21 protein-coding genes and 1 pseudogene are annotated in these 19,344 nt (G+C 56.3%); 12 read left to right on the top strand and 10 right to left on the bottom strand.

The window, feature by feature from the left end; genetic code table 11:
• Positions 1-98: 98 nt before the first annotated feature.
• On the bottom strand, positions 99-1,034 hold the full coding sequence (locus tag QPL96_RS00845) for an alpha/beta fold hydrolase (protein WP_092031440.1): 936 nt from the start codon (positions 1,032-1,034) through the stop codon (positions 99-101).
• Positions 1,035-1,644: 610 nt separating this feature from the next.
• Between QPL96_RS00845 and QPL96_RS00850 the strand changes: the two genes are divergently transcribed.
• From QPL96_RS00850 to QPL96_RS00860, 3 genes are read left to right on the top strand one after another with little or no spacing between them, the layout of a single operon-like run.
• Entirely contained in the window at positions 1,645-2,262 is a 618-nt protein-coding gene (locus tag QPL96_RS00850; protein WP_303284952.1) for a LemA family protein, read from the top strand.
• Positions 2,262-3,026, top strand: coding sequence for a YgcG family protein (locus QPL96_RS00855; RefSeq protein ID WP_303284953.1), 765 nt, complete (start codon positions 2,262-2,264; stop codon positions 3,024-3,026). Before QPL96_RS00850 ends, QPL96_RS00855 begins: the two co-directional genes overlap by 1 nt.
• 60 nt (positions 3,027-3,086) lie before the next feature.
• Positions 3,087-3,704: a TPM domain-containing protein gene (locus QPL96_RS00860; RefSeq protein ID WP_303284954.1), complete on the top strand. Its 618-nt coding sequence runs from the start codon at positions 3,087-3,089 to the stop codon at positions 3,702-3,704.
• 116 nt (positions 3,705-3,820) lie between these two features.
• Here the strand turns inward: QPL96_RS00860 and QPL96_RS00865 are convergent, their stop codons facing one another.
• The 8 genes and pseudogenes from QPL96_RS00865 to QPL96_RS00890 all read right to left on the bottom strand — a co-directional run bounded on the left by QPL96_RS00865 (position 3,821) and on the right by QPL96_RS00890 (position 8,372).
• Positions 3,821-5,035 (bottom strand): serine hydrolase, encoded by a 1,215-nt coding sequence (locus QPL96_RS00865; RefSeq protein WP_303284956.1) that lies wholly within the window; start codon positions 5,033-5,035, stop codon positions 3,821-3,823.
• A gap of 265 nt (positions 5,036-5,300) precedes the next feature.
• Positions 5,301-5,600: a CcdB family protein gene (locus QPL96_RS00870; RefSeq protein ID WP_303284957.1), complete on the bottom strand. Its 300-nt coding sequence runs from the start codon at positions 5,598-5,600 to the stop codon at positions 5,301-5,303.
• A complete protein-coding gene (locus QPL96_RS00875) occupies positions 5,600-5,845 on the bottom strand; it encodes a type II toxin-antitoxin system CcdA family antitoxin (protein WP_303284958.1) in 246 nt (81 codons plus the stop codon). Before QPL96_RS00875 ends, QPL96_RS00870 begins: the two co-directional genes overlap by 1 nt.
• A gap of 163 nt (positions 5,846-6,008) precedes the next feature.
• Positions 6,009-6,359 (bottom strand): pilin, encoded by a 351-nt coding sequence (locus tag QPL96_RS19375; RefSeq protein ID WP_368388888.1) that lies wholly within the window; start codon positions 6,357-6,359, stop codon positions 6,009-6,011.
• A gap of 282 nt (positions 6,360-6,641) precedes the next feature.
• Entirely contained in the window at positions 6,642-6,941 is a 300-nt protein-coding gene (locus QPL96_RS00880; protein WP_205422274.1) for a HigA family addiction module antitoxin, read from the bottom strand.
• A gap of 12 nt (positions 6,942-6,953) precedes the next feature.
• Positions 6,954-7,232: pseudogene (locus QPL96_RS00885) on the bottom strand (type II toxin-antitoxin system RelE/ParE family toxin).
• A 194-nt stretch (positions 7,233-7,426) separates the two neighbouring features.
• Positions 7,427-7,561 (bottom strand): BrnA antitoxin family protein, encoded by a 135-nt coding sequence (locus tag QPL96_RS19380; protein WP_368388889.1) that lies wholly within the window; start codon positions 7,559-7,561, stop codon positions 7,427-7,429.
• A gap of 220 nt (positions 7,562-7,781) precedes the next feature.
• Complete coding sequence (locus tag QPL96_RS00890) at positions 7,782-8,372, bottom strand: hypothetical protein (protein WP_303284959.1); 591 nt, start codon at positions 8,370-8,372, stop codon at positions 7,782-7,784.
• Position 8,373: 1 nt separating this feature from the next.
• On the opposite strand from QPL96_RS00890, the gene QPL96_RS00895 reads away from it, so the two are divergent.
• Entirely contained in the window at positions 8,374-8,718 is a 345-nt protein-coding gene (locus QPL96_RS00895) for a hypothetical protein (protein WP_303284960.1), read from the top strand.
• A 248-nt stretch (positions 8,719-8,966) separates the two neighbouring features.
• On the opposite strand, the gene QPL96_RS00900 is transcribed toward QPL96_RS00895, so the two are convergent.
• Positions 8,967-9,458: a pilin gene (locus tag QPL96_RS00900; protein ID WP_303284961.1), complete on the bottom strand. Its 492-nt coding sequence runs from the start codon at positions 9,456-9,458 to the stop codon at positions 8,967-8,969.
• A gap of 547 nt (positions 9,459-10,005) precedes the next feature.
• Here QPL96_RS00900 and pilB point away from each other — a divergent pair.
• The 8 genes from pilB to yacG all read left to right on the top strand — a co-directional run bounded on the left by pilB (position 10,006) and on the right by yacG (position 19,342).
• Positions 10,006-11,721: a type IV-A pilus assembly ATPase PilB gene (gene pilB / locus QPL96_RS00905; RefSeq protein WP_303284962.1), complete on the top strand. Its 1,716-nt coding sequence runs from the start codon at positions 10,006-10,008 to the stop codon at positions 11,719-11,721.
• A gap of 2 nt (positions 11,722-11,723) precedes the next feature.
• The gene (locus tag QPL96_RS00910) at positions 11,724-12,944 is read left to right on the top strand and encodes a type II secretion system F family protein (protein WP_303284963.1); all 1,221 of its coding nucleotides are present in this window, start codon (positions 11,724-11,726) and stop codon (positions 12,942-12,944) included.
• Positions 12,945-13,116: 172 nt separating this feature from the next.
• Complete coding sequence (locus QPL96_RS00915) at positions 13,117-13,995, top strand: A24 family peptidase (protein WP_303284964.1); 879 nt, start codon at positions 13,117-13,119, stop codon at positions 13,993-13,995.
• A gap of 124 nt (positions 13,996-14,119) precedes the next feature.
• On the top strand, positions 14,120-14,719 hold the full coding sequence (gene coaE / locus QPL96_RS00920; RefSeq protein WP_303285226.1) for a dephospho-CoA kinase: 600 nt from the start codon (positions 14,120-14,122) through the stop codon (positions 14,717-14,719).
• Positions 14,712-15,806: a hypothetical protein gene (locus QPL96_RS00925; RefSeq protein WP_303285227.1), complete on the top strand. Its 1,095-nt coding sequence runs from the start codon at positions 14,712-14,714 to the stop codon at positions 15,804-15,806. The genes coaE and QPL96_RS00925 overlap by 8 nt, the downstream gene beginning before the upstream one ends.
• Positions 15,807-15,966: 160 nt before the next feature.
• Positions 15,967-16,710 (top strand): tRNA (N6-threonylcarbamoyladenosine(37)-N6)-methyltransferase TrmO, encoded by a 744-nt coding sequence (gene tsaA / locus QPL96_RS00930; RefSeq protein WP_303284966.1) that lies wholly within the window; start codon positions 15,967-15,969, stop codon positions 16,708-16,710.
• Between the two features lie 43 nt (positions 16,711-16,753).
• Positions 16,754-19,105, top strand: a complete 2,352-nt coding sequence (locus QPL96_RS00935; protein WP_303284967.1) for a response regulator — start codon at positions 16,754-16,756, stop codon at positions 19,103-19,105.
• A 48-nt stretch (positions 19,106-19,153) separates the two neighbouring features.
• The gene (yacG, locus tag QPL96_RS00940) at positions 19,154-19,342 is read left to right on the top strand and encodes a DNA gyrase inhibitor YacG (RefSeq protein ID WP_303284968.1); all 189 of its coding nucleotides are present in this window, start codon (positions 19,154-19,156) and stop codon (positions 19,340-19,342) included.
• Positions 19,343-19,344: the final 2 nt, after the last annotated feature.

A 19,344-nucleotide genomic window follows, 5' to 3' on the forward strand; every position in this document is an offset into this window, starting at 1 on the left:
ATGTTCCGTATTATTTATTACACATCAACAGGCAGCAGAAAACCCGTTTCCGGGCGGGGCTGTGCCCCATGCTGCCAGTCTTGAAGGTCAAGAGAAGCTTAAGGAGAGTCAGCGCTCACCAGCGAGGTCGCAATGCCGTTGCCCCTGAACTCCTCAATCAAGCCCCAGATTCTTTCGGGCTCCGCCAGATAAACCTGATGACCTGCTCCCGCGAGCCGCTCAAATCGTGCATTACTGAAAGCAGGCAGCAATGCAGCTACGTTTTCTATCGGCGCAGACATGTCGTTTTCGCCGTGAATGAGCAGTGTCCTTTTTTCCCCAACTGCCAAACCCAACCGCCATAGATCTGTTTTGACAAGAATTTCGTCAAGGGAATTGTAATAACTTACCCATGTGTGTTTTCGGGCATCTTCGAAAATATCCTGTGGGAGGTTTTTCGGCCGAAACCATTCTGTCAGGTAAAGAGGATGGAAGAAGCAAACGAATTCGAATCTCGAATCCACCGAAACCCGGTCCCACAATGATTGTTTCGCAAATCCGTTTCTGATTTCGTCCGCGTCGGCATAATTGGGAAGGCCGATGGCGGCAAGCCCGTCAAACCAGTCCGGGTGCCTTGCAACGAGTCCGATTGCCAGGATTGCACCCATCGAGTGCCCCATGACAAAGGATCCACCGGAATCAAAGCCCTCAATTCGCAGTACTTTTTCAATTGCCCCTAAATGCTGCTCGAGCGTGTAGGCGTCATTAGGCTTGGGTGAGTCACCGAAACCCAGCAGGTCGATGAGCAACAGCGACTGGGAATCAGGTACCTCGCCCAGCCCCTTTTTCCAATAATTCAAGGACCCCGTCAATCCGTGCAAAAGAACGATCTTATCGGGGCCACTTCCAATTCGTTCATAGTTAAGCCTCATCGTGTCCTGGTCATAGGGAGGCTCAAGAACGCCATCCAAATAACTCTGTAATCCGACTCCTGAAAAAATGAGCAGGATTACCGTAAGGACGATGTAAAGCGTGCGTTTAAGCATAATGATCATGAAGTCGCCCGACCTGATAATGGCATACCCAGTGAATAACGTTTGATACGCAAGCCTGTAAAGAAAACGAAGTAATTCCCGCCATTGCCAGGCTACCGGTTTTCAGCGTCATTCGCGACCAGCTTGTACGGCTCACCATCCTCGTTCTGAAGCTGGTAATCGTACGCCGCCTGGAGTCCGGTTTCATCCTCGACTTCCTCCTCGGGCTCACGCTCAATGTAGCGCGGAGGAGGCGGGGGCGCTGCGTTCGAGGGCGTGACACGCGAAACGGGCGAGCCCGTAACTGATCGCGATCAGTGCCGCTCCCAAGAGTGCAAACACCGTGCTTGAGGGAAACTTCATGCCACCTCCGAAAAACATCCATGCCCTTTAACGCTATTCATTCGTGTCAGCGTAGACCGCAACGAGCCCACCAGCCAAACCTCAGCGATTGGCCGGCCCTGCCGTTTTGCCCGGGCTGTTGTACGAAATCGCCATACAGCAGGTGCACAAAACGCTGATCACCTTGAAAACACTGGCCCTGTCCCCAATTAGAGGGTAGTTTGATGCCTCCGCCCGCGGGCCCGGCATCTTCCCCTATTTCATGCAACCACCATCGGGACAGAGCACTATGGCAACCCTTCACAAACCGTTTCAACAGCGGACCGTCTGGCAGTTGACATCGCTGATCACGCTTGTTTTGTTTCTCAGTGGCTGTGGCATCAATAACATCCCCACTTACGATGAGAAAGTCACCGCCGCCTGGTCCCAGGTGGAAAACCAGTACCAGCGCCGCGCCGACCTGATTCCCAACCTGGTGGAAACCGTCAAGGGCTTCGCGGCCCAGGAACAGGAAACCCTGACCGCAGTAATTGAGGCGCGCTCCAAGGCCACGTCGATCCAGGTAGACGAAAGCATCCTCAGCAATCCTCAGAGGCTGCAACAGTTCCAGCAGGCCCAGGGTGAGCTGAGCAGCGCCCTGAGCCGACTGATGGCGGTGTCTGAACGCTACCCGGACCTGAAATCGAATCAGAACTTCCTGGCCCTGCAATCCCAGCTTGAAGGTACGGAGAATCGCATTGCCGTCGCGCGACGGGATTTCATCCAGGCGGTGGAGCGCTACAACACCGAATTGCGCACCTTCCCGGGCAAGATCTGGTACAGCATCCTGTACAGCGATCTGGAGCCCCGCGCCAACTTTGAAGCCACCACGGAAAATGCGGATGAAGCGCCGGCGGTGAAATTCTGATGGTTGCCCGGCTTCGAAACAGGTTGCTTTTGGCGTTACTGCTGCTACCGGCTGCTGTCTGGGCCCAGTCAACGCCGGAGTTTCCCGAACTGACCGGCCGGGTGGTCGACCAGGCGGAAATGCTTTCCCCTGAGGTGGAGGCGCGCCTGAACCAGATGCTTCAGGCCCACGAGCAGGCCAGCACCGAACAGGTTGTGGTGGTCACCCTGCCGGACCTCCAGGGCTTTTCGATTGAGGATTTCGGCTATCAGTTGGGCAGGCAGTGGGGGATCGGTCAGGAAGGTGAGGATAACGGCGCCCTGCTGATCGTGGCGAAGGACGAGCGCAAAATCCGCATTGAGGTGGGCTATGGCCTCGAAGGGCGACTCACCGACGCCGACTCCTCGGTCATCATCAATCGCATTATTACCCCGGCGTTCCGTCAGGGGGATTTCCAGGCCGGTATCGTCAACGGTGCCGCCGCCATGATCCAGGTTCTGGGCGGCGAACCCGTGGCAGTTCCCCAGGGCCAGAAGACCGGTGCCGCCCAGGAAAAGCCCAAGGCTGGCCTGGTGGCACTGTTCTTCATCATCCTGATGGCCGTGGTGTTCTTTATCGGCAGTCGCGGTGGTCGTGGCGGACGCGGTGGCGCCGCCCTGTTGGGCGCGGCGCTGCTGGGCGGCGCCATGGGTGGCCGTGGCGGCCATGGCGGCGGCTTCGGCGGCGGCGGTTTTGGCGGTGGTGGAGGCGGCTTCGGCGGCGGCGGTGCCTCCGGTGGCTGGTAGCTCCGCACCGATACCCCGGCTCGCTGAATCCCCTCACCTGACAATGGGAATGAGAGAATCATGACATTATTAAGCAAAAGCGATCAGGAAGCCGTTGCCGCTGCCATCAACGAGGTGGAACGGGAAACCGACGCCGAACTGGTCACCGTGCTGACGGCCCAGTCCGATAACTACAGCTATATTCCCCTGCTCTGGGCCGGCATCCTGGCGTTGCTGGTGCCGGGTATTGCCAATTACTTTGGCAACTGGCTCGGTGCCGACATGCTGATGCTGGTGCAGTGGGGTACGTTCATCCTGCTCAGCCTGCTGTTCCGGGTGCCCGGCATCAACACCCGTCTGATTCCCCGGCAGGTGCGTTACTGGCGGGCCTCCAACCTGGCGCGGCGGCAGTTCCTGGAACAGCGCCTGCACCATACCGAAGGCGCCACCGGCATGCTGATCTTTGTCTCGGAGGCGGAACGCTATGTGGAGATCCTGGTGGATCAGGGTATTGCCGACATCCTGGACAACTCGGTATGGGAAGACATCGTGGCGGACTTCACCTCGAAGGTGCGCCAGGGTCAGACCCGGCAGGGGTTTCTGGACTGCATTGCTGCCTGCGGCAAGCTCCTGAAAGAGCACCTGCCCGCCACTCACGAGCGCAACGAACTGCCAGATCAACTGGTGATCCTGCCATAGCATATAGCATCACCTGCCGGCTGCGGTGTGGGCGGTGCCGGTGTGATAAGGCGGGGCAGGTTTATTTTTATCGCTCGGCCTATCCGGCTCTCCCCGAATTGTGGAGGTTCTGTGGGTCACACCAACGCCCCATTAACGATGGCCCGCAACTCCTGGCGGATCGGGTAAGACGACGAGGGGATCAGTTGCGTCATGAAGATCATCACCAGTTCCTCGACCGGGTCGATAAAAAAGTTGGTGCTCGCCAGGCCACCCCAACCGAACTCGCCGACCGATCCGTTGGCCTGGGATTTGGCGACGTCAGTCTTTACCGAAAAGCCCAGGCCAAAGCCACTCCCGGCATAAGGTGTCTCGCTGAACGCACCGACGGACAGGCCCGGCAGGTCCTGATTGTCAGGCAGGTGGTTGCGACGCATGAATTCCAGGGTTTTTCGACCAATAATCCGCCGCCCCCGAAACTCTCCGCCCTGACAAAGGGCCTGGGCAAAGTGGAAATAATCGTCAATGGTGGAAACCAGCCCGCCGCCGCCAGACACAAACTTACTTTTGTGCCGGAATGGGGACGTCTGTGGGTCGTCCTGGAGCGTGAACTGATCGCCGGGCTGGTACTGATAGCAGGCGGCAAAGCGGTCGATCTGGTCGTCGCGGACCTGGAAGCCGGTGTCCGGCATGCCCAAAGGTTCAAAGATATGCTCTCGCAGATACTCATCAAAAGGCTGATCAGCCAGCAACTGCACCAGATACCCCAGCACATCCGTGCTGACCGAATAGTTCCACGCCGCACCTGGTGAGAACTCCAGTGGCAACTCCGCCAGCTGACTGACCAGTGCTTCCAGTGTCATGCTCCGACTGCCATCCAGCTTCAGATCCCGGTACGCAGCGTCAACGTTGGTGCGGTGCATAAATCCGTAGGTCAGGCCGGACATATGCGTGAACAGGTCGCGAATGGTCATGGAACGAGTCGCGGGTTCGGTCAGGAAATTGGGATAGACACCGCTTTTGTAAACCCGAAGGTTCTTCCACTCCAAAATATACTTGTGCACGGGATCATCCAGCAGAAACCGCCCCTGCTCATAAAGCTGCATCATGGCGACAGACGTGATCGGCTTGGTCATGGAATAAATGCGGAAAACCGTATCCCGGCGGACGGGCTTGTTGCGTTCCACATCCATCAATCCCTGGGCTTTTACATAGGCAATTTCCCCTCGCCGGGCCACCAGGGTCAACGCGCCGGGCAGTTTTCCTGGCCGGATATAACAGCGGTCAAGGTGGCCTTCAATGTTTGCAAGATGGTCTGATGCGAGGCCGGCAACCTGTTTGAGTTCCGTCATAGCGGAGGCACCTTCTTATGTGGTTTTTGGGGGCATATCAGCGCTATTTAACAATGATCCTATCGAGACTCGCGACGAAATCCAAAAGCTGTGGCGAACCGATCAGAGCCATCAGCTCGGCCATGGCTGGAGGGCAGTTTGGTACCAAAAACGTGACAGTTTTCTGAGTCCGCTGCTTGGCTTTGGACGAAGCCGCTGCGCGACAAAAGCGCCAGGACCATTGACCTGTACACCGGCACGCCAGTGAAATTAGAACTTTCTTGTATCAAAAGCCCAGCAATAGCATGTCCAGCGCCGCAGAAATTTCATCCTGCTGTTCAGCAAGGCTACCAACACCAGAACGCAATTCGCTTTCGGACACAGCAGCCATGTACTGAGTAGCCATTACTACCTCTTGATCCTCAATGTTAAATACAGGATTCAGCCTCTGAGCAGGGGATGGTGCCGAGGTTTTCGGCAACAGTGGCACGACAACTCGAGTATTCAACCCACTCAGAAGATCTGACTGAACGTCAAGTAGAAAGCCGGCTCCACCCTTATTCTCAAAAATATCGAAACGAGCCATCAGAACTGACGGTGCCTTGCGAGCGGCAAGCCGTTAGCTTCAATGTAAGCGTTCGAGCTTGCGAGGGCTCTGGCATTATCTTTCAGCCAGTTCTCCTGCTTACGAAGTTTCACAGCCTCCGCGATCCCTGCCTCTGCAGACCGCGAAACATTGATTCCCAAAGCTTTTGCCTCTCTGAGAAGGGCGCTATCCAGCGATAGGTTTGTTGGCTTTCGTATGGATTTGGCAGTTTCAGCAGCTTGCATGGCTCAGTCCTCGCGCGAAATGGCACATCAATTATATGCGCACCTTTATTGCGCATCAACCCTGTGCACAAAATGGAATATTAGTGCCTGCCCATGATGATCGTGGTCCATGATTATGCGCCCGAGCTGTGCGAGGAGGTGGAGGTGGAGCTGTAGCCCTCCGTCAGATCACATTACATGAATCTGGACTGAACACGTCGCTCCAGCGAGGGGCGGCACTCGGATCAATCTCGCACTGCCAGGTGCCGCCAGCGCTGCGTACAAATTTGAGTGAAACGCCCGCCAGGTTTGGGTGGGCATTGCCCCCCATGGTCACCTGGATGTGACCAGAACCGTCAGCGTTAACTACAGCGATATCTGTGGCGGCATCCCCCGTGGTGAGGTTTGAGGGGGTATACCCCAGCGCATTATTGGTAACAGAGCCCGATCCGGACATTTGGGTTTCAAAGGACGCTTTATAGGTCGAAAGTTCTCCGACAGCCCTATTTGCGTGCAGCCTCCTTCCTGGCTTCATGTTGCCCTTCCTGACGCCCCTCAAGCCGTTCTTTTTTTACCAGATTCTCTGCCAACATATCTCTGTCCTCCACCAAACTGTTCAGCTGATCCAGGTGGATCTCGGCTCCCAGCCGACTCAAATGCCGCTTGAGCCAGCGGGGTAATGTAATTGCCGCTATGGTTTGTGAGGGTACGGAAGTCCATCAGCTCACCAATCTCAGAAGGTACAAATCCTTCAATCAATTGCTGGACAAATTCCGGATGGCTGAACAGCTCCTGCCAAATTGCTGGCCAATGAGTTTCATGCGGCCCGAGGTTGAACTTCTTTAGCCACTTGCGCGGCTTTGCTGATTTGAGCTCTGCGCAACTCAAACTCGATTTGCAAGTTTAGCCAAAAGCGCTCGCTGGTGCCGAAGTAACGAGCCAGGCGCAACGCCGTGTCTGCAGTGATACCGCGATTTTCGCGAACAATCTCGTTCATCCGGGTAGCCGGAACGTGAAGCGCTCCAGCCAACGCATTAACGCTCATGCCCAACGGTTCCAGATACTCTTCCCGAAGAATTTCCCCCGGGTGAATGGGACGCATGCCATTGGATACCATAACGCTTTCTCCTCAGTGGTAGTCAACAATCTCAACATCTTCCGGCCCTTCTTTGGTCCACCGGAAGCACACCCTCCACTGGCGATTAATTCGAATGCTGTATTAGCCTTCCCGATCTCCGGCGAGCGCTTCCAGGCGATTACCGGGCGGAGATTTCAAATCCTCTAAGGCTTCCGCTGCCGTCAGGATAATAAGCTTGCGCTCAGCAGCAGCCTTGACTGCCGAAAATCGCCGGCTTTTCCCGGTCTTGAACAAGGTTTCAGTGTCTTTACAACGGAAGCTCTTAATCATGGGCGCCATGATATGACGTTTATCGTTAAACGTCAAACTTTTAGCAACTGCGATGGGAGGAGCGAGTCCGGCCGCTAATGGGGCGCATCTCATTTTTGGAACAATGACGAATGTTTGCCAAGTAGTGCTGTCTTCAAGGCAGCAAATTGCCCTAACCTACATGCCTGTCCATGATGCTCATCGGGATAAAACTGCTACCCCAACCTTTCAATATCTGACTGGCTGTGGGTTTTAAGATACTCCTGAAGCGCTCTATCCATAGGGGTTTGCCACCCACTACCGGTGGCCTGGAACTTTTCAATAACCTCCGGTGAAAGCCGGATGGTTATCGGCTATGTTGTGCCTGTCCATGACAACTGATGACAACTGAAGGACGTTTTGTAGGTCGAAAGTTCTCCGGCAGCCCTATTTACCTGAGCCTTCAACACATAACCCTGATAGGAGGGTATCGCGACAGCGGCCAATATGCCGATGATGGCGACGAGAAACACCGCAGTGAGGGCTGCGATAAGCTGCCCTCGTCATATTGATGGTTTGCCGAAATCCAGATCAGTGCCTGATCTCTGACCTTAATTGACTGACTTCTTCCACAGCCAAACCAGCAACCTCGGCAATCACCTGGTCGCTCATCTCAGTACGTCTGATTAGATTGCGTGCAGCCTCCTTCCTGGCTTCATCTTGCCCTTCCTGACGCCCTTCCTGACGCCCTTCCTGACGCCCCTCAAGCCGTTCTTTTTTTACCAGATTCTCCAGATTCTCTGCCAACATATCTCTGTCCTCCACCAAACTGTTCAGCTGATCCAGGTGGATCTCGGCTCCCAGCCGACTCAAATGCCGTTTGAGCCAGCGGGTAATGATTCTATCGGTACGGTCCTTGTTCGGGTCTGACTGGATAATCGCAACCACCCGATCCACCGCCTGCTGTAACGCCTCCCAACTGTGGCCGGCATTTTCCACACCAAACACCCCACTTAACGGTGTCTGGCGCAAGCCCAGCTCCTCATCCGTATAGCGCCCTTCATCCACCAGGTAATACCGCAAATGTGGTTGATAGACACGCAGGAAACCCGGTGGTTCCGGCTGAACCAGCTCATACACATCCTGCCGGGCAGTCCACCGTTGCGATCCATTGTACAACACGATGGGGAATACCGGAGGTAATCCACCACCTGGCGTTGTCATTCAGAACCAGATCGAACAACAAGCCCTGAATGACTTCTGCGTACCGCCGAAACCCTTACTGGGCTTTGAGGGCGTCATTCGCAACGGGCCTCAGCGGGGCATCCTGTTTGGTTTTGAATATTATCTGGAACTGGTGGATTGCACCGGGCGGATCAGCCGCAGCGACAAGCGCGCTGTGATCGATGAGAAAGCCCTGCCGATACTGGAACGGTTGAACCTGGATCCAGGGCGATGGTGCGAGCGGGCCACGCGCTTTGAGGCGACATACCAGGATTACCGCAAGGAACGCCGACGAGCGGCCTGAGCCCTTTCCTTTCAAACCTTTCTTCTTCAGGACCGGCCACAGGCTGGGAATCGACCGTGGGCGATGGCCGGGCTTTGATGGCCATCAATGGCAGAACGCGGAGTTCTCAGCGCGGTGTAGGCCGAGTTTTTAACGTAACGTTGAAATACACGCACCAGAAAAGCAAAGGCCCGGGGCTTAGAGCCACCGGGCCTTTGGGAATCAAGTCAGGCTAAGCTGTGCCTGTCTATGTGCTCAGTCCCATCAAATTAGTTAGTACAACCGTTGGGCTTATACTCGTTCGGCACCGTAGTGGTACACTGCCAACTGCCATCGACAGAGCGCGTCCAAGTTAATGCAGTTCCTAAGAGGACAGCTGCCGCGTTATTACCGAAGTTTGAGACAATAGTGGAAGTAGCAGTCAGCGGGTCAGGTACGGTCGGCACACCCGTGCCTGCCGGCAGTGCAACAGCAGAAGGAGCCGCGTTACCACCATTGGCCATCAGGTTAGAACCAGTTGCTCCAGGATCACATTGCCCAGCGCCAGCACCGACGACAGTCCGGCCATTCAAAATACAATCTTCAATCGAAGTTTTGAGAGAACCAGACTCAGCCATCACCCGATTCACCTGAGAACGAGCAATATAATCCTGATACTGCGGAATAGCGATCGCCGCCAAGATACCAATGATCGCAACCACGATCATCAGTTCGATCAGGGTGAAACCCTTCTGGGCATGATTAATCTGAATATTTTTCATTATCGACCTCTGTGTTTGTCGTTGATCAACTCTTATTGGCCCGGGCCGGTGGAGTCGTGCCCCGTGACCGGTGTTTTGAGCCTGCCAGAGTTCATGCACCGGCTGTGCCAATAGTGATAGCGCGCAAAATCCCCAGGAATACGTCATTCATTTCAGTATCCTGCAAGGCTTTGTGAACCGGGTCACACCTTGGTAAATGGCGGTTTTAGCTGTCCAGTGGCGTCAGTGGGTGACAAATTTGGTCACTGGCTTTGGTCGCCACGGGTGCATTACGGCTGAAGATGGGGTCATGAAAACGGGGTCAGAAGAAGGCGTTCTTCTGACCCCGGGGTTGGCGCAGGCTTTGTGGGGAGATGAAAGTGGGGTCAGAAGAAGGCTCCAAGGCTGAAAGTGGGGTCAGAAGAAGGCTTTCTTCTGACCCCGGGGTTTGACGGCTGAGGTTGTCGCCAGGGCAATCGGCTTTCCAAACGCCTGCCAGCCATCTAAACTCACTGCAATTGACCAAACACCGGTTTCAGCAACTTAGGCTGGGTTTCTTACTTCATTTATGTCTACCTACAATAGCAATATCACGCTTACCGGCCTGGCAAGGCGCTTCGTGGATGACGGGCTTCTGGATGAGGCGACGGCTAAGGATGCCTTCCTCCAGGCGTCCCAGAACCGCATTCCGTTAATTACCTACCTTACCCAGAACAGCCTGGCCGACAGCTCCAAACTGGCTTTTTCGGCCGCCATGGAGTTTGGGGTTTCGGTTCTGGATCTGTCTGCCTTCCTGCCGGAAATGATGCCCGAGAAGGTGGTAGACGAAAAACTCGTCCGGAAACACAACGCGCTTCCTCTTTATAAGAGAGGAAACCGACTGTTTATTGCGGTGTCAGACCCGACGAACCTCCAGGCTCTGGATGAGATCAAGTTCAACACCGGCCTGAGCACCGATGCGGTTCTGGTTGACGATGCCAGGCTGCGGGAGTCCATCGACAAGTACCTGGAATCCCAGGACACCACCATGGGGGACCTGGAGGATTCAGACCTTGAAGGTGTTGAGACCGAGGGCGGCGAGCAAGGGGACGATGGTGCAGTCACCGCGAGCGAAGTGGACGACGCGCCTATCGTCAAGTATGTCAATAAAATGCTTCTTGACGCTATTCGCGGTGGCGCCTCGGATATTCACTTCGAGCCCTACGAGAAGATCTATCGTGTTCGCTACCGCACCGACGGCATCCTCAAAGAGGTGTCCCGCCCCTCTATAAAACTGGCCCCAAAGATTTCCGCCCGTGTAAAAATCATGGCGCAGCTCGATATTTCCGAGCGCCGGGTGCCCCAGGATGGCCGGATAAAGATGAAGTTGTCCAAGACCAAGGCGATTGATTTCCGGGTGAATACGCTGCCTACCCTTTGGGGCGAAAAGATTGTGCTCCGGATTCTGGACCCAAGCCAGGCCAAGCTGGGTATCGATGTACTCGGGTACGAGGAAGATCAGAAAAAGCTCTACATGGATGCCCTGGCACAACCGCAAGGTATGATTCTGGTCACCGGCCCGACCGGGTCCGGTAAGACCGTTTCCCTCTATACCGGCCTGAACATTCTGAACACGCCGGGTATCAATATTTCCACGGCGGAAGATCCCGCGGAAATCAACCTGGAGGGCATTAACCAGGTTAACGTGAATACTCGGGTGGGCCTTGGTTTCGCCGAGGCCCTGCGGGCTTTCCTGCGTCAGGATCCGGATGTGATCATGGTGGGCGAGATCCGGGATCTGGAAACCGCCAACATTGCTATCAAGGCGGCACAAACCGGTCACCTGGTTCTCTCTACCCTGCACACCAACAGCGCCGCGGAAACCCTCACGCGGATGATGAACATGGGCGTTCCCTCGTTCAACATTGCCACGTCGGTTAGCCTGATCATTGCCCAGCGCCTGGGCCGGCGGCTGTGTAATGCCTGCAAACAGGCCTTTGATGTTCCAAAAGAGGTGCTGGTAGAGGAAGGGTTCACACAGGAACAAATTGATACAGGCTTCACGTTGTACCGCCCCAAGGGCTGTGATAAATGCAATGGAGGATACAAAGGCCGCGTCGGTATTTACGAGGTGGTCAAGATTACCGACGAGCTGGCGAATATGATTATGGAAGAAGCCAGCTCCATTAAAATTGCAAAGCAGGCTCAGGCAGAGGGCTTCCGGACATTACGGCAATCCGCTCTTCGCAAAGTTGTTGAGGGGGTTACCAGCCTTGAGGAAGCCAACCGCGTGACGAAGGATTAAGCATGGCAGAGAAAGCGCAGAAGCTGGAATCGTACGTTTGGGAAGGGAAGGATCGGAAAGGCAACAAGTCCAAGGGCGAGTTGACCGGCTCCAACCTGGCGCTGGTCAAGGCACAGCTCCGAAAACAGGGCATCATTCCGGACAAGGTGAAGAAAAAACCCAAACCGCTGTTTGGCGGCAGCAAGAAGGTGACACCCTTCGATATCGCGATGCTGACCCGGCAACTGGCCACCATGATGAAAGCCGGCGTGCCTCTGGTTCAGAGCTTTGACATTGTTGCCGATGGCCTGGATAACAAGGGCCTTCAGGAGCTGGTGATGAGCATCCGGAATGATATTGCTTCGGGTACCAGTTTTGCCGGGGCACTTCGCAAGCATCCCAAGTATTTTGACGACTTATATTGCAACCTGGTGGATTCTGGAGAGAAGGCCGGTGCGCTCGAGGCGATGCTCGACCGGATCGCCACTTATCTTGAGAAGACCGAGCTTCTGAAGAAGAAAGTTAAAAAGGCAATGACCTACCCCATTGCCGTTGTTGTGGTGGCGATTATTGTTACCGCCATCCTTCTGGTAAAAGTGGTGCCTCAGTTTGAAAGTCTGTTCCAGGGATTCGGTGCGGAACTGCCGGTGTTTACTCAGATGGTTGTGCATTTGTCTGAGTGGATGCAAAGCTGGTGGTTTGTAGTTCTTCTTGGGATCGTCGGTACAATTTTTCTATTCAAGGAAGCGGTTCGCCGGTCCCGGAAGTTCTCGGACCTTGTCGATAAATACGTCCTGAAACTGCCTGTTGTCGGCGAAATCCTCGACAAATCCGCCGTCGCGAAATTCGGCCGCGTTCTTTCAACCACTTTTGCCGCAGGCGTTCCCCTGGTGGATGCGCTTGATTCCGTGGCCGGGGCAACCGGTAATGCGGTTTACCGGGATGCTATCGACCGCATCAAGAATGATGTCTCCAGTGGCACACAGTTGCAGGCTTCCATGCGCCAGCAGGATGTTTTCCCCGTAATGGCTGTACAGCTTACGGCAATTGGTGAGGAGTCCGGTAACCTGGATGAGATGCTGGCGAAGGTTGCCGAGCATTACGAAGCTGTGGTGGATGATATGGTGGATAACCTGACTGCGCTGATGGAGCCGATGATAATGGCGGTTCTGGGTGTGCTGGTGGGTGGTTTGATTATTGCGATGTATCTGCCGATCTTCCAGATGGGGCAGGTTGTTGGTTAGCGAGAATGGGGTCAGATGAAAATGGGGTCAGATGAAATTTCATCTGACCCCAGGTTCGAAATAGGGGTCAGAAGAAAGCGTTCTTCTGACCCCGGGGTTACGATATAAAAGTGGGGTCAGAAGAAGGCTTTCTTCTGACCCCGAGTTCGCCCAGCTGCTGTTCGGTTAATTGATGCTTACTTTGGATACCTTTCTTTCTACTCCCTGGCTCCTTTACCTCACAGTCACCCTGGTTTCCCTCTGCATCGGCAGCTTCCTGAATGTTGTGATTCTGAGGCTGCCGAAGATGATGCACCAGGACTGGCGTTGTCAGTGCGAGGAGTTTCTGGAGCTGCCAGAGAAGCAGCGCAAGCGGGACGAGCGGATGACGCTCTCCAAGCCGGCCTCCACCTGCCCTTCCTGTGGCCATGGCATTCGGGCCTGGGAGAATATTCCGGTGGTGAGCTATCTGCTGCTTCGGGGCAGGTGTGCCTCCTGCAAGGCACGGATTTCGCCCCGCTATCCGCTGATTGAGGCGGTAACCGCGGTGTTTTCCGTGGTTACGGTCGCCTTGCTCGGGGCCAATGAGTCCGCGCTTTGGGCGTTGTTGCTGGTCTGGGCTCTGGTGGCCCTTACCGTGATTGATTTCGATACCCAGCTACTGCCGGATAACATCACCCTGCCCCTGATGTGGCTGGGGCTGGTGCTGAATTATTTTGGTGTGCTGACAGACTTTAACAGCGCGTTCTGGGGCGCAGTGGCTGGTTATCTTTCCCTGTGGTCGGTTTACTGGCTGTTCAAGCTGGTTACCGGCAAGGAAGGGATGGGGCACGGGGACTTCAAGTTGCTGGCGGCCCTGGGTGCCTGGCTGGGGTGGCAGCTGTTGCCGGCGGTGATCCTGCTTTCCTCGGTGGCTGGCGCGGTTGTGGGTATCAGCCTGATGGTATTCAAGAAGCATGGGCGGGAAGTGCCGATTCCGTTTGGGCCTTATCTGGCGACGGCGGGGTTGATTTGTTTGTGGTTTGGGAGTGAGATTCAGGGGTTCTGGTTTGGGTTCCTGGGGCTTAGCTGAACTTGGGGTCAGATGAACGCTTTCATCTGACCCCCCTTTTGGTCTTGGAGTATGATTTTGGAAGCAGGTGAAAATGGGGTCAGATGAAGATGGGGTCAGAGCAAAAACGCTTCGCGCTTTTGGTCTGACCCCGGTTGGTCTGACTGGCGGGATTGGCTCTGGCAAGTCTACTGTGGCGCGCCTTTTTGGGAATCTTGGCGTGCACTGGGTGGATGCCGATGATGTGGCCCGGGAGGTGGTTGAGCCGGGCACGCCTGCGCTGGCGCGGATTGCGGAGCATTTTGGGGAGGAGATTCTTACTTCCGGGGGTGCTTTGGATCGGGCCCAGCTTCGTGGGATCGTTTTTCAGGAGCCGGAAGAGCGGGTTTGGCTGGAGTCGCTTTTGCATCCTGTAATCCGGGAAGAGTTAATTCGGCAATTGAATCCTGAAAACTACCAGCTTCCCTATGTGCTTTTGGTGTCTCCCCTTCTTCTCGAAACCGACCAGCACGAACTCGTTGATCGCATTCTGGTGATTGATGTGCCCACGGATGTCCAGATCAAGCGCACCATGTCGCGGGATACGAACTCCCGTGAGCAGGTTGAGCGGATTATTGCTGCACAGATGCCGCGGGAGCAACGACTGGCGCGGGCGGACGCTATAATTGACAATAACCGCCCTTTGGATGAGGTGGCGCGCCAGGTGCGTGAGCTGCATGAACGATTGTTGGTGGATTTTGGCTGACCGGCCTTTCCGCTTTCGGTATGCAGCCCTGGCAACTGCGTTTATTCTGACCTTCCCTTCTCCCGGCTACAGCATCGAGCCTGTGTTTGAAGTGAAGGCGCGGCCTGTGGCCGAGGTTCTGTCGCCGGAGGCCCTGCCAATCGGGTTTTACACCTTTGAGCCGGATGAGTATTGGGCGGCGCCCAGGGATTCGTATTGGCTGAAATTCAGTAACTGGGTTCTGCGCCAGGAGCGCGCTCAGGGCCCCAGAGTCCAGTCCCTGGGCCAGTGGGCAGACCGAACGCTTTCGGGCAGCGACTACGATCTTCCCAATAATGAAAGCTATCTGCGCATTGGTTTTGCCACCAAGTCGGAATATGGAGATCCGGCGCAGTTTGAGCCGGAGGCGCGGTTCCGGCTGGATATTCCGACAACCAAGCAAAAACTTCGGCTGGTTATTGAGAGCGAAAGCGAGGAACAGATTCCCCTCGAGGAACGCCAGCGCTACCGGCAACTTACCGAGTCTGATCGCTCAGACACCGAAGCCACGGGCGCCCTGCGTTTCCTGACGGAAGTGGGTGACGCCATCAATTTCTCCAATGACGTGGGGGTGCGCCTGCGGATTCCCGCGGATGCCTTCTGGCGGACAACGGCGAAGAAGCGGTGGCAGTTGGACGACATGTGGGTTCTGAACGCCCAGCAACGCTTTTATTATTTCCACCAGGATGGCTGGGGCGAGCGCACCTGGATTGATACCGGGAGGCCGGTGGGGAATGGCTGGTATTTTCGGTCCTCATCCGAGCTGGAATGGGTGCACCGGGACCGGGAATTTGTGGCGGCGCAGATTTTCAGTGTGCGAAAGCGGATGAATAACCGGCTGATCGTAAACCCCCGGCTCGGCGTGCTGGGCGAAAGCCAGCCTTCCTGGCGCACCACCTCGGTGTTCGGGGATCTGACCTTTCGGTACCGGCTGCACGGTAACTGGCTGTATGCCGAGCTGATTCCGGCGCTGGAATTTCCCAGGGAGGCAAGCTTCAAGGACCGGGCTTCGGTGATTTTTCGGGTGGAGATGTTTTTCTCCGGTATTATTGAAGGTGATCGCCTTTGAAGCAGGGGGCAGAAGAACGCTTTCTTCTGACTCCGGGTTAAGCTGAAAGAGGGGTCAGATGAAGGTTTTCATCTGACCCCGGGTTAGACGCTGAACATGGGGTCAGAAGAAAGCGTTCTTCTGACCCCGGAGTTTGTGGTGTTCCATCCCGGAGTTTTAAATGTCCCGACACCCCTCAAAACCTGCCACCGAGGCCCTCACACTCACCCCGATTGCCATTACCCGTTCCTGCTTCCGGGACAAGTTCGGGGTGCCACGCCAGCCGGGGCTGACCCGCCATGCCCGGGCCGATCTGGTGATTCAGGCACCGTTTGACCGTGAGGATGCGTTCCGGGGTCTGGAGACCGCCAGCCATCTGTGGCTCACCTTTCAGTTTCATCAGGCCGTGCGTGCCGAGTGGCGGCCGGTGGTGCGCCCTCCCCGGCTTGGCGGTAACCGGAAGATGGGGGTGTTTGCCAGCCGTTCGCCGTTCCGTCCCAACAGTCTTGGCCTGTCGGTGGTTCGCAATGAGGGGCTTTCGCGGGTAGATGGCCGGCTCATTCTTCGCATCAGCGATCATGACCTGATCGACGGCACGCCGATTCTCGATATCAAACCCTACCTGCCCTTTGCCGATTCCTTGCCGGAGGCCACCCTCGGCTGGGCCGATTCACCGCCCACGGAAAGGCTGGAGGTGGTGTTCCTGCCGGAAGCGGAGCAGCAGATCCTCAAGCTGCCACCGGAACACTACCCACAATTGCGCCCCCTGATTGAGGATCTGGTGGGTTATGACCCGCGCCCTTCCTTTCGCCGGGGGCGGGAGGAAGATCGCATATACGGCGCCCATCTGTACGATCTGAATGTGCGCTTCCGATTTGTGAATGATCATTCACGAAAACGTGTCGAAGTGCTAACGGTCTGTTAAACTGCTTCCGGTTATTTTGTGGTCGACACAGGGAATTTGTGCCTTGCCTTCAAAGCAGCTATTCGAACGATTGGGAATACGGCCATTGGCGGCAAGACTGCTCGCCTATGTATTGCTGTTCAGTCTTCTCTTATCCCTGGTGGCCACCGGCGTTCAGCTGATCGGCGAATTCGAACGTCGGAAGGCTGATCTGCTGAACACCCAGACCAAGGCCGCCGAACTGGTCTCCGGTAGCATGAGTAACAACATCTGGCTAATGAATTTCAGCGAGGTGGCCAACAGCCTGGATGACATGAAGGCGGTGCCCGCCATCCAGTATGCCCGGGTGGTCACCACCAGTGGCGAGGCATTCAGCACCGGCACCTATCCGGACGGCCACGTTATCTCCCAGACCTTTCCCCTGGTGTTTGACCGCTCCGCCACCGGCAGCCCCAGGAATATGGGCACGCTGACCGTCGCCTCCTCCACGGACCCGATCCATGCCGAGCTCCGGAACCGGGCGCTTTTGAACCTGTTGTTCCAGTCCATTGTGGTAATGCTGGGTACCCTGGGATTATTGGTGATTGTTCGCCTGACCCTGTCCCGGCACCTGGAATCCATGGCCGACTACGCGGCACGGCTGAACCTGGACGCCCTGGTAGACCCACTGAAGCTGAAGCGCAAGGCCCTGAAAACGCCGGACGAACTCTCCGAACTGGAACAGGCCCTGAACAAGATGCGCCTGCAGATTCTGGAAGACACCCGCTCCCTGCGCCAGACCACCATCCAGTCCCAGGGCGAGCGGGATGAAGCTGTGCGGGCCAACCACGCCAAGAACCAGTTCCTGGCCAATGTCAGCCACGAACTGCGGATTCCTCTGCAATCGGTTCTGGGTTACGCCAACCTGCTGACGGACACAACCCTGGATCAGGAACAGCGGGAATATGTGCGAACGTTGTTGAGTGCCTCGGAGAGCCTTTCGGCCATCATCAACGACCTGCTGGACATTTCCCGCATGGAAGCCGGCAAGCTGGTGCTGGATAACATCCCCTTTGATCTGAGGGAAACCCTGAACGATCTGGTGCATATGCTTGGTGCACGGGCCCGGGAGAAGGGGCTGGCCCTGGAGCTGCGTATTGACGAAAACCTGCCCTGGACCCTTAGGGGCGATCCGGTGCGGATTCGCCAGATCCTGCTCAACCTCACCTCCAACGCGATCAAGTTTACCGATTCCGGCCATGTGCTGATCAGCATTGAGGTGCTGGGCCGCCGGGATGACCAGGTCCGGATTCGTCTGGCGGTGGAAGATACCGGTGTCGGCATCAATCCGGAAGACGTGCCTCTGGTTTATGAACCCTATGTGCAGTTGGGCCAGCAGTTCCAGCGCCAGTTGCCCGGCGCCGGTCTGGGCCTGGCCATTTGCCGGCAACTGGTGAACCTGATGGACGGCTCGCTGGATCTGGAGAGCCGGCCCGGCGAAGGCTCCACCTTCTGGACGGAACTGCCCCTGCCTGTTGCCCCGGAGAACGCCGCCCGTGTTCGGCACGACACCCGGAGGGTGAAGAACCGCCGGATTCTGGTGGTGGACTCCTACGAACTCTCCCGCAAGATCACCCTGGAGATGCTGTCGCGCCACGAAGTGCGCATTGAAGCGGTGAAATCCGCCGGTGAGGCACTGGCTTCCCTGCGCACTGCGTTTGATGGCCAGCAGCCGTTTGACGCCATTATTCTCGACGGGTTTTTACCGGACATGGACAGCAACCTGCTGTGCCGGCAGATCCGCGGTAACCCGCCGTGGGCGGATATGCGCCTGCTGATTCTCTCGTCCAACCCACAGCGGGGCGATGCGGAGCACTTTCGCCAGGCCGGCGCGGATGCCTTCCTCAGCAAATCACTGCGGGAATCCTGCCTGACACCGATCCTGAACCAGTTATTTGCCGACGCTGCCAGGCAGGAACGGCGCTTCCTGACCCGTTTTTCCCTGCAGGCAGCCAGCGATACGGCCCGGCGGCGCGAGTTGCCCTGCGGTCGCATGAAGGTGCTTTTGGTGGAAGACAACCCGGTAAACCGCAAGCTTGCCCGCCGGCTTCTGGAAAAACTGGGTTGTGATGTGATGACGGCCAATGACGGCGAGGCTGCCGCCAGCCTGTGGCAACGGCACCCGTTCGACCTGATTTTCATGGATTGCGTGATGCCCCGTGTGGACGGGTTTGAGGCTACCCGCCGGCTCCGGGAGTGGGAACAGGAGCAAAATCGGGAGCGGATGCCGGTGGTGGCCCTGACCGCCAGCGCCATGGAAGAAGATGAGGAGCGCTGCCGCCGTTCCGGCATGGATCTGTTTGTTGCCAAGCCTGTCAATATTGAAATGCTACGGGCAGTACTGGAACAATACTGTAAGGCATCTGCCGCCACCTGAACCGGTGGCAAAGACATCCAGTAACGTTTCCAATACCTGAAGGCAGCCATGAACGTTGAATGCCCAACCTGTAAAAAACCCGTGCAATGGACGGAATCCAACCCCTGGCGCCCGTTTTGTTCGGAGCGCTGCAAGATGATCGACCTGGGGGCCTGGGCCAACGAGGAATACCGGGTACCGGCCGAGAACGCATCGCCAGAAGACCTGGACCAGGGCGGAGAAACCACCCGGCACTGAAT

The organism is Marinobacter sp. SS8-8 (assembly GCF_030540945.1).
Classification (GTDB): Bacteria; Pseudomonadota; Gammaproteobacteria; order Pseudomonadales; family Oleiphilaceae; genus Marinobacter.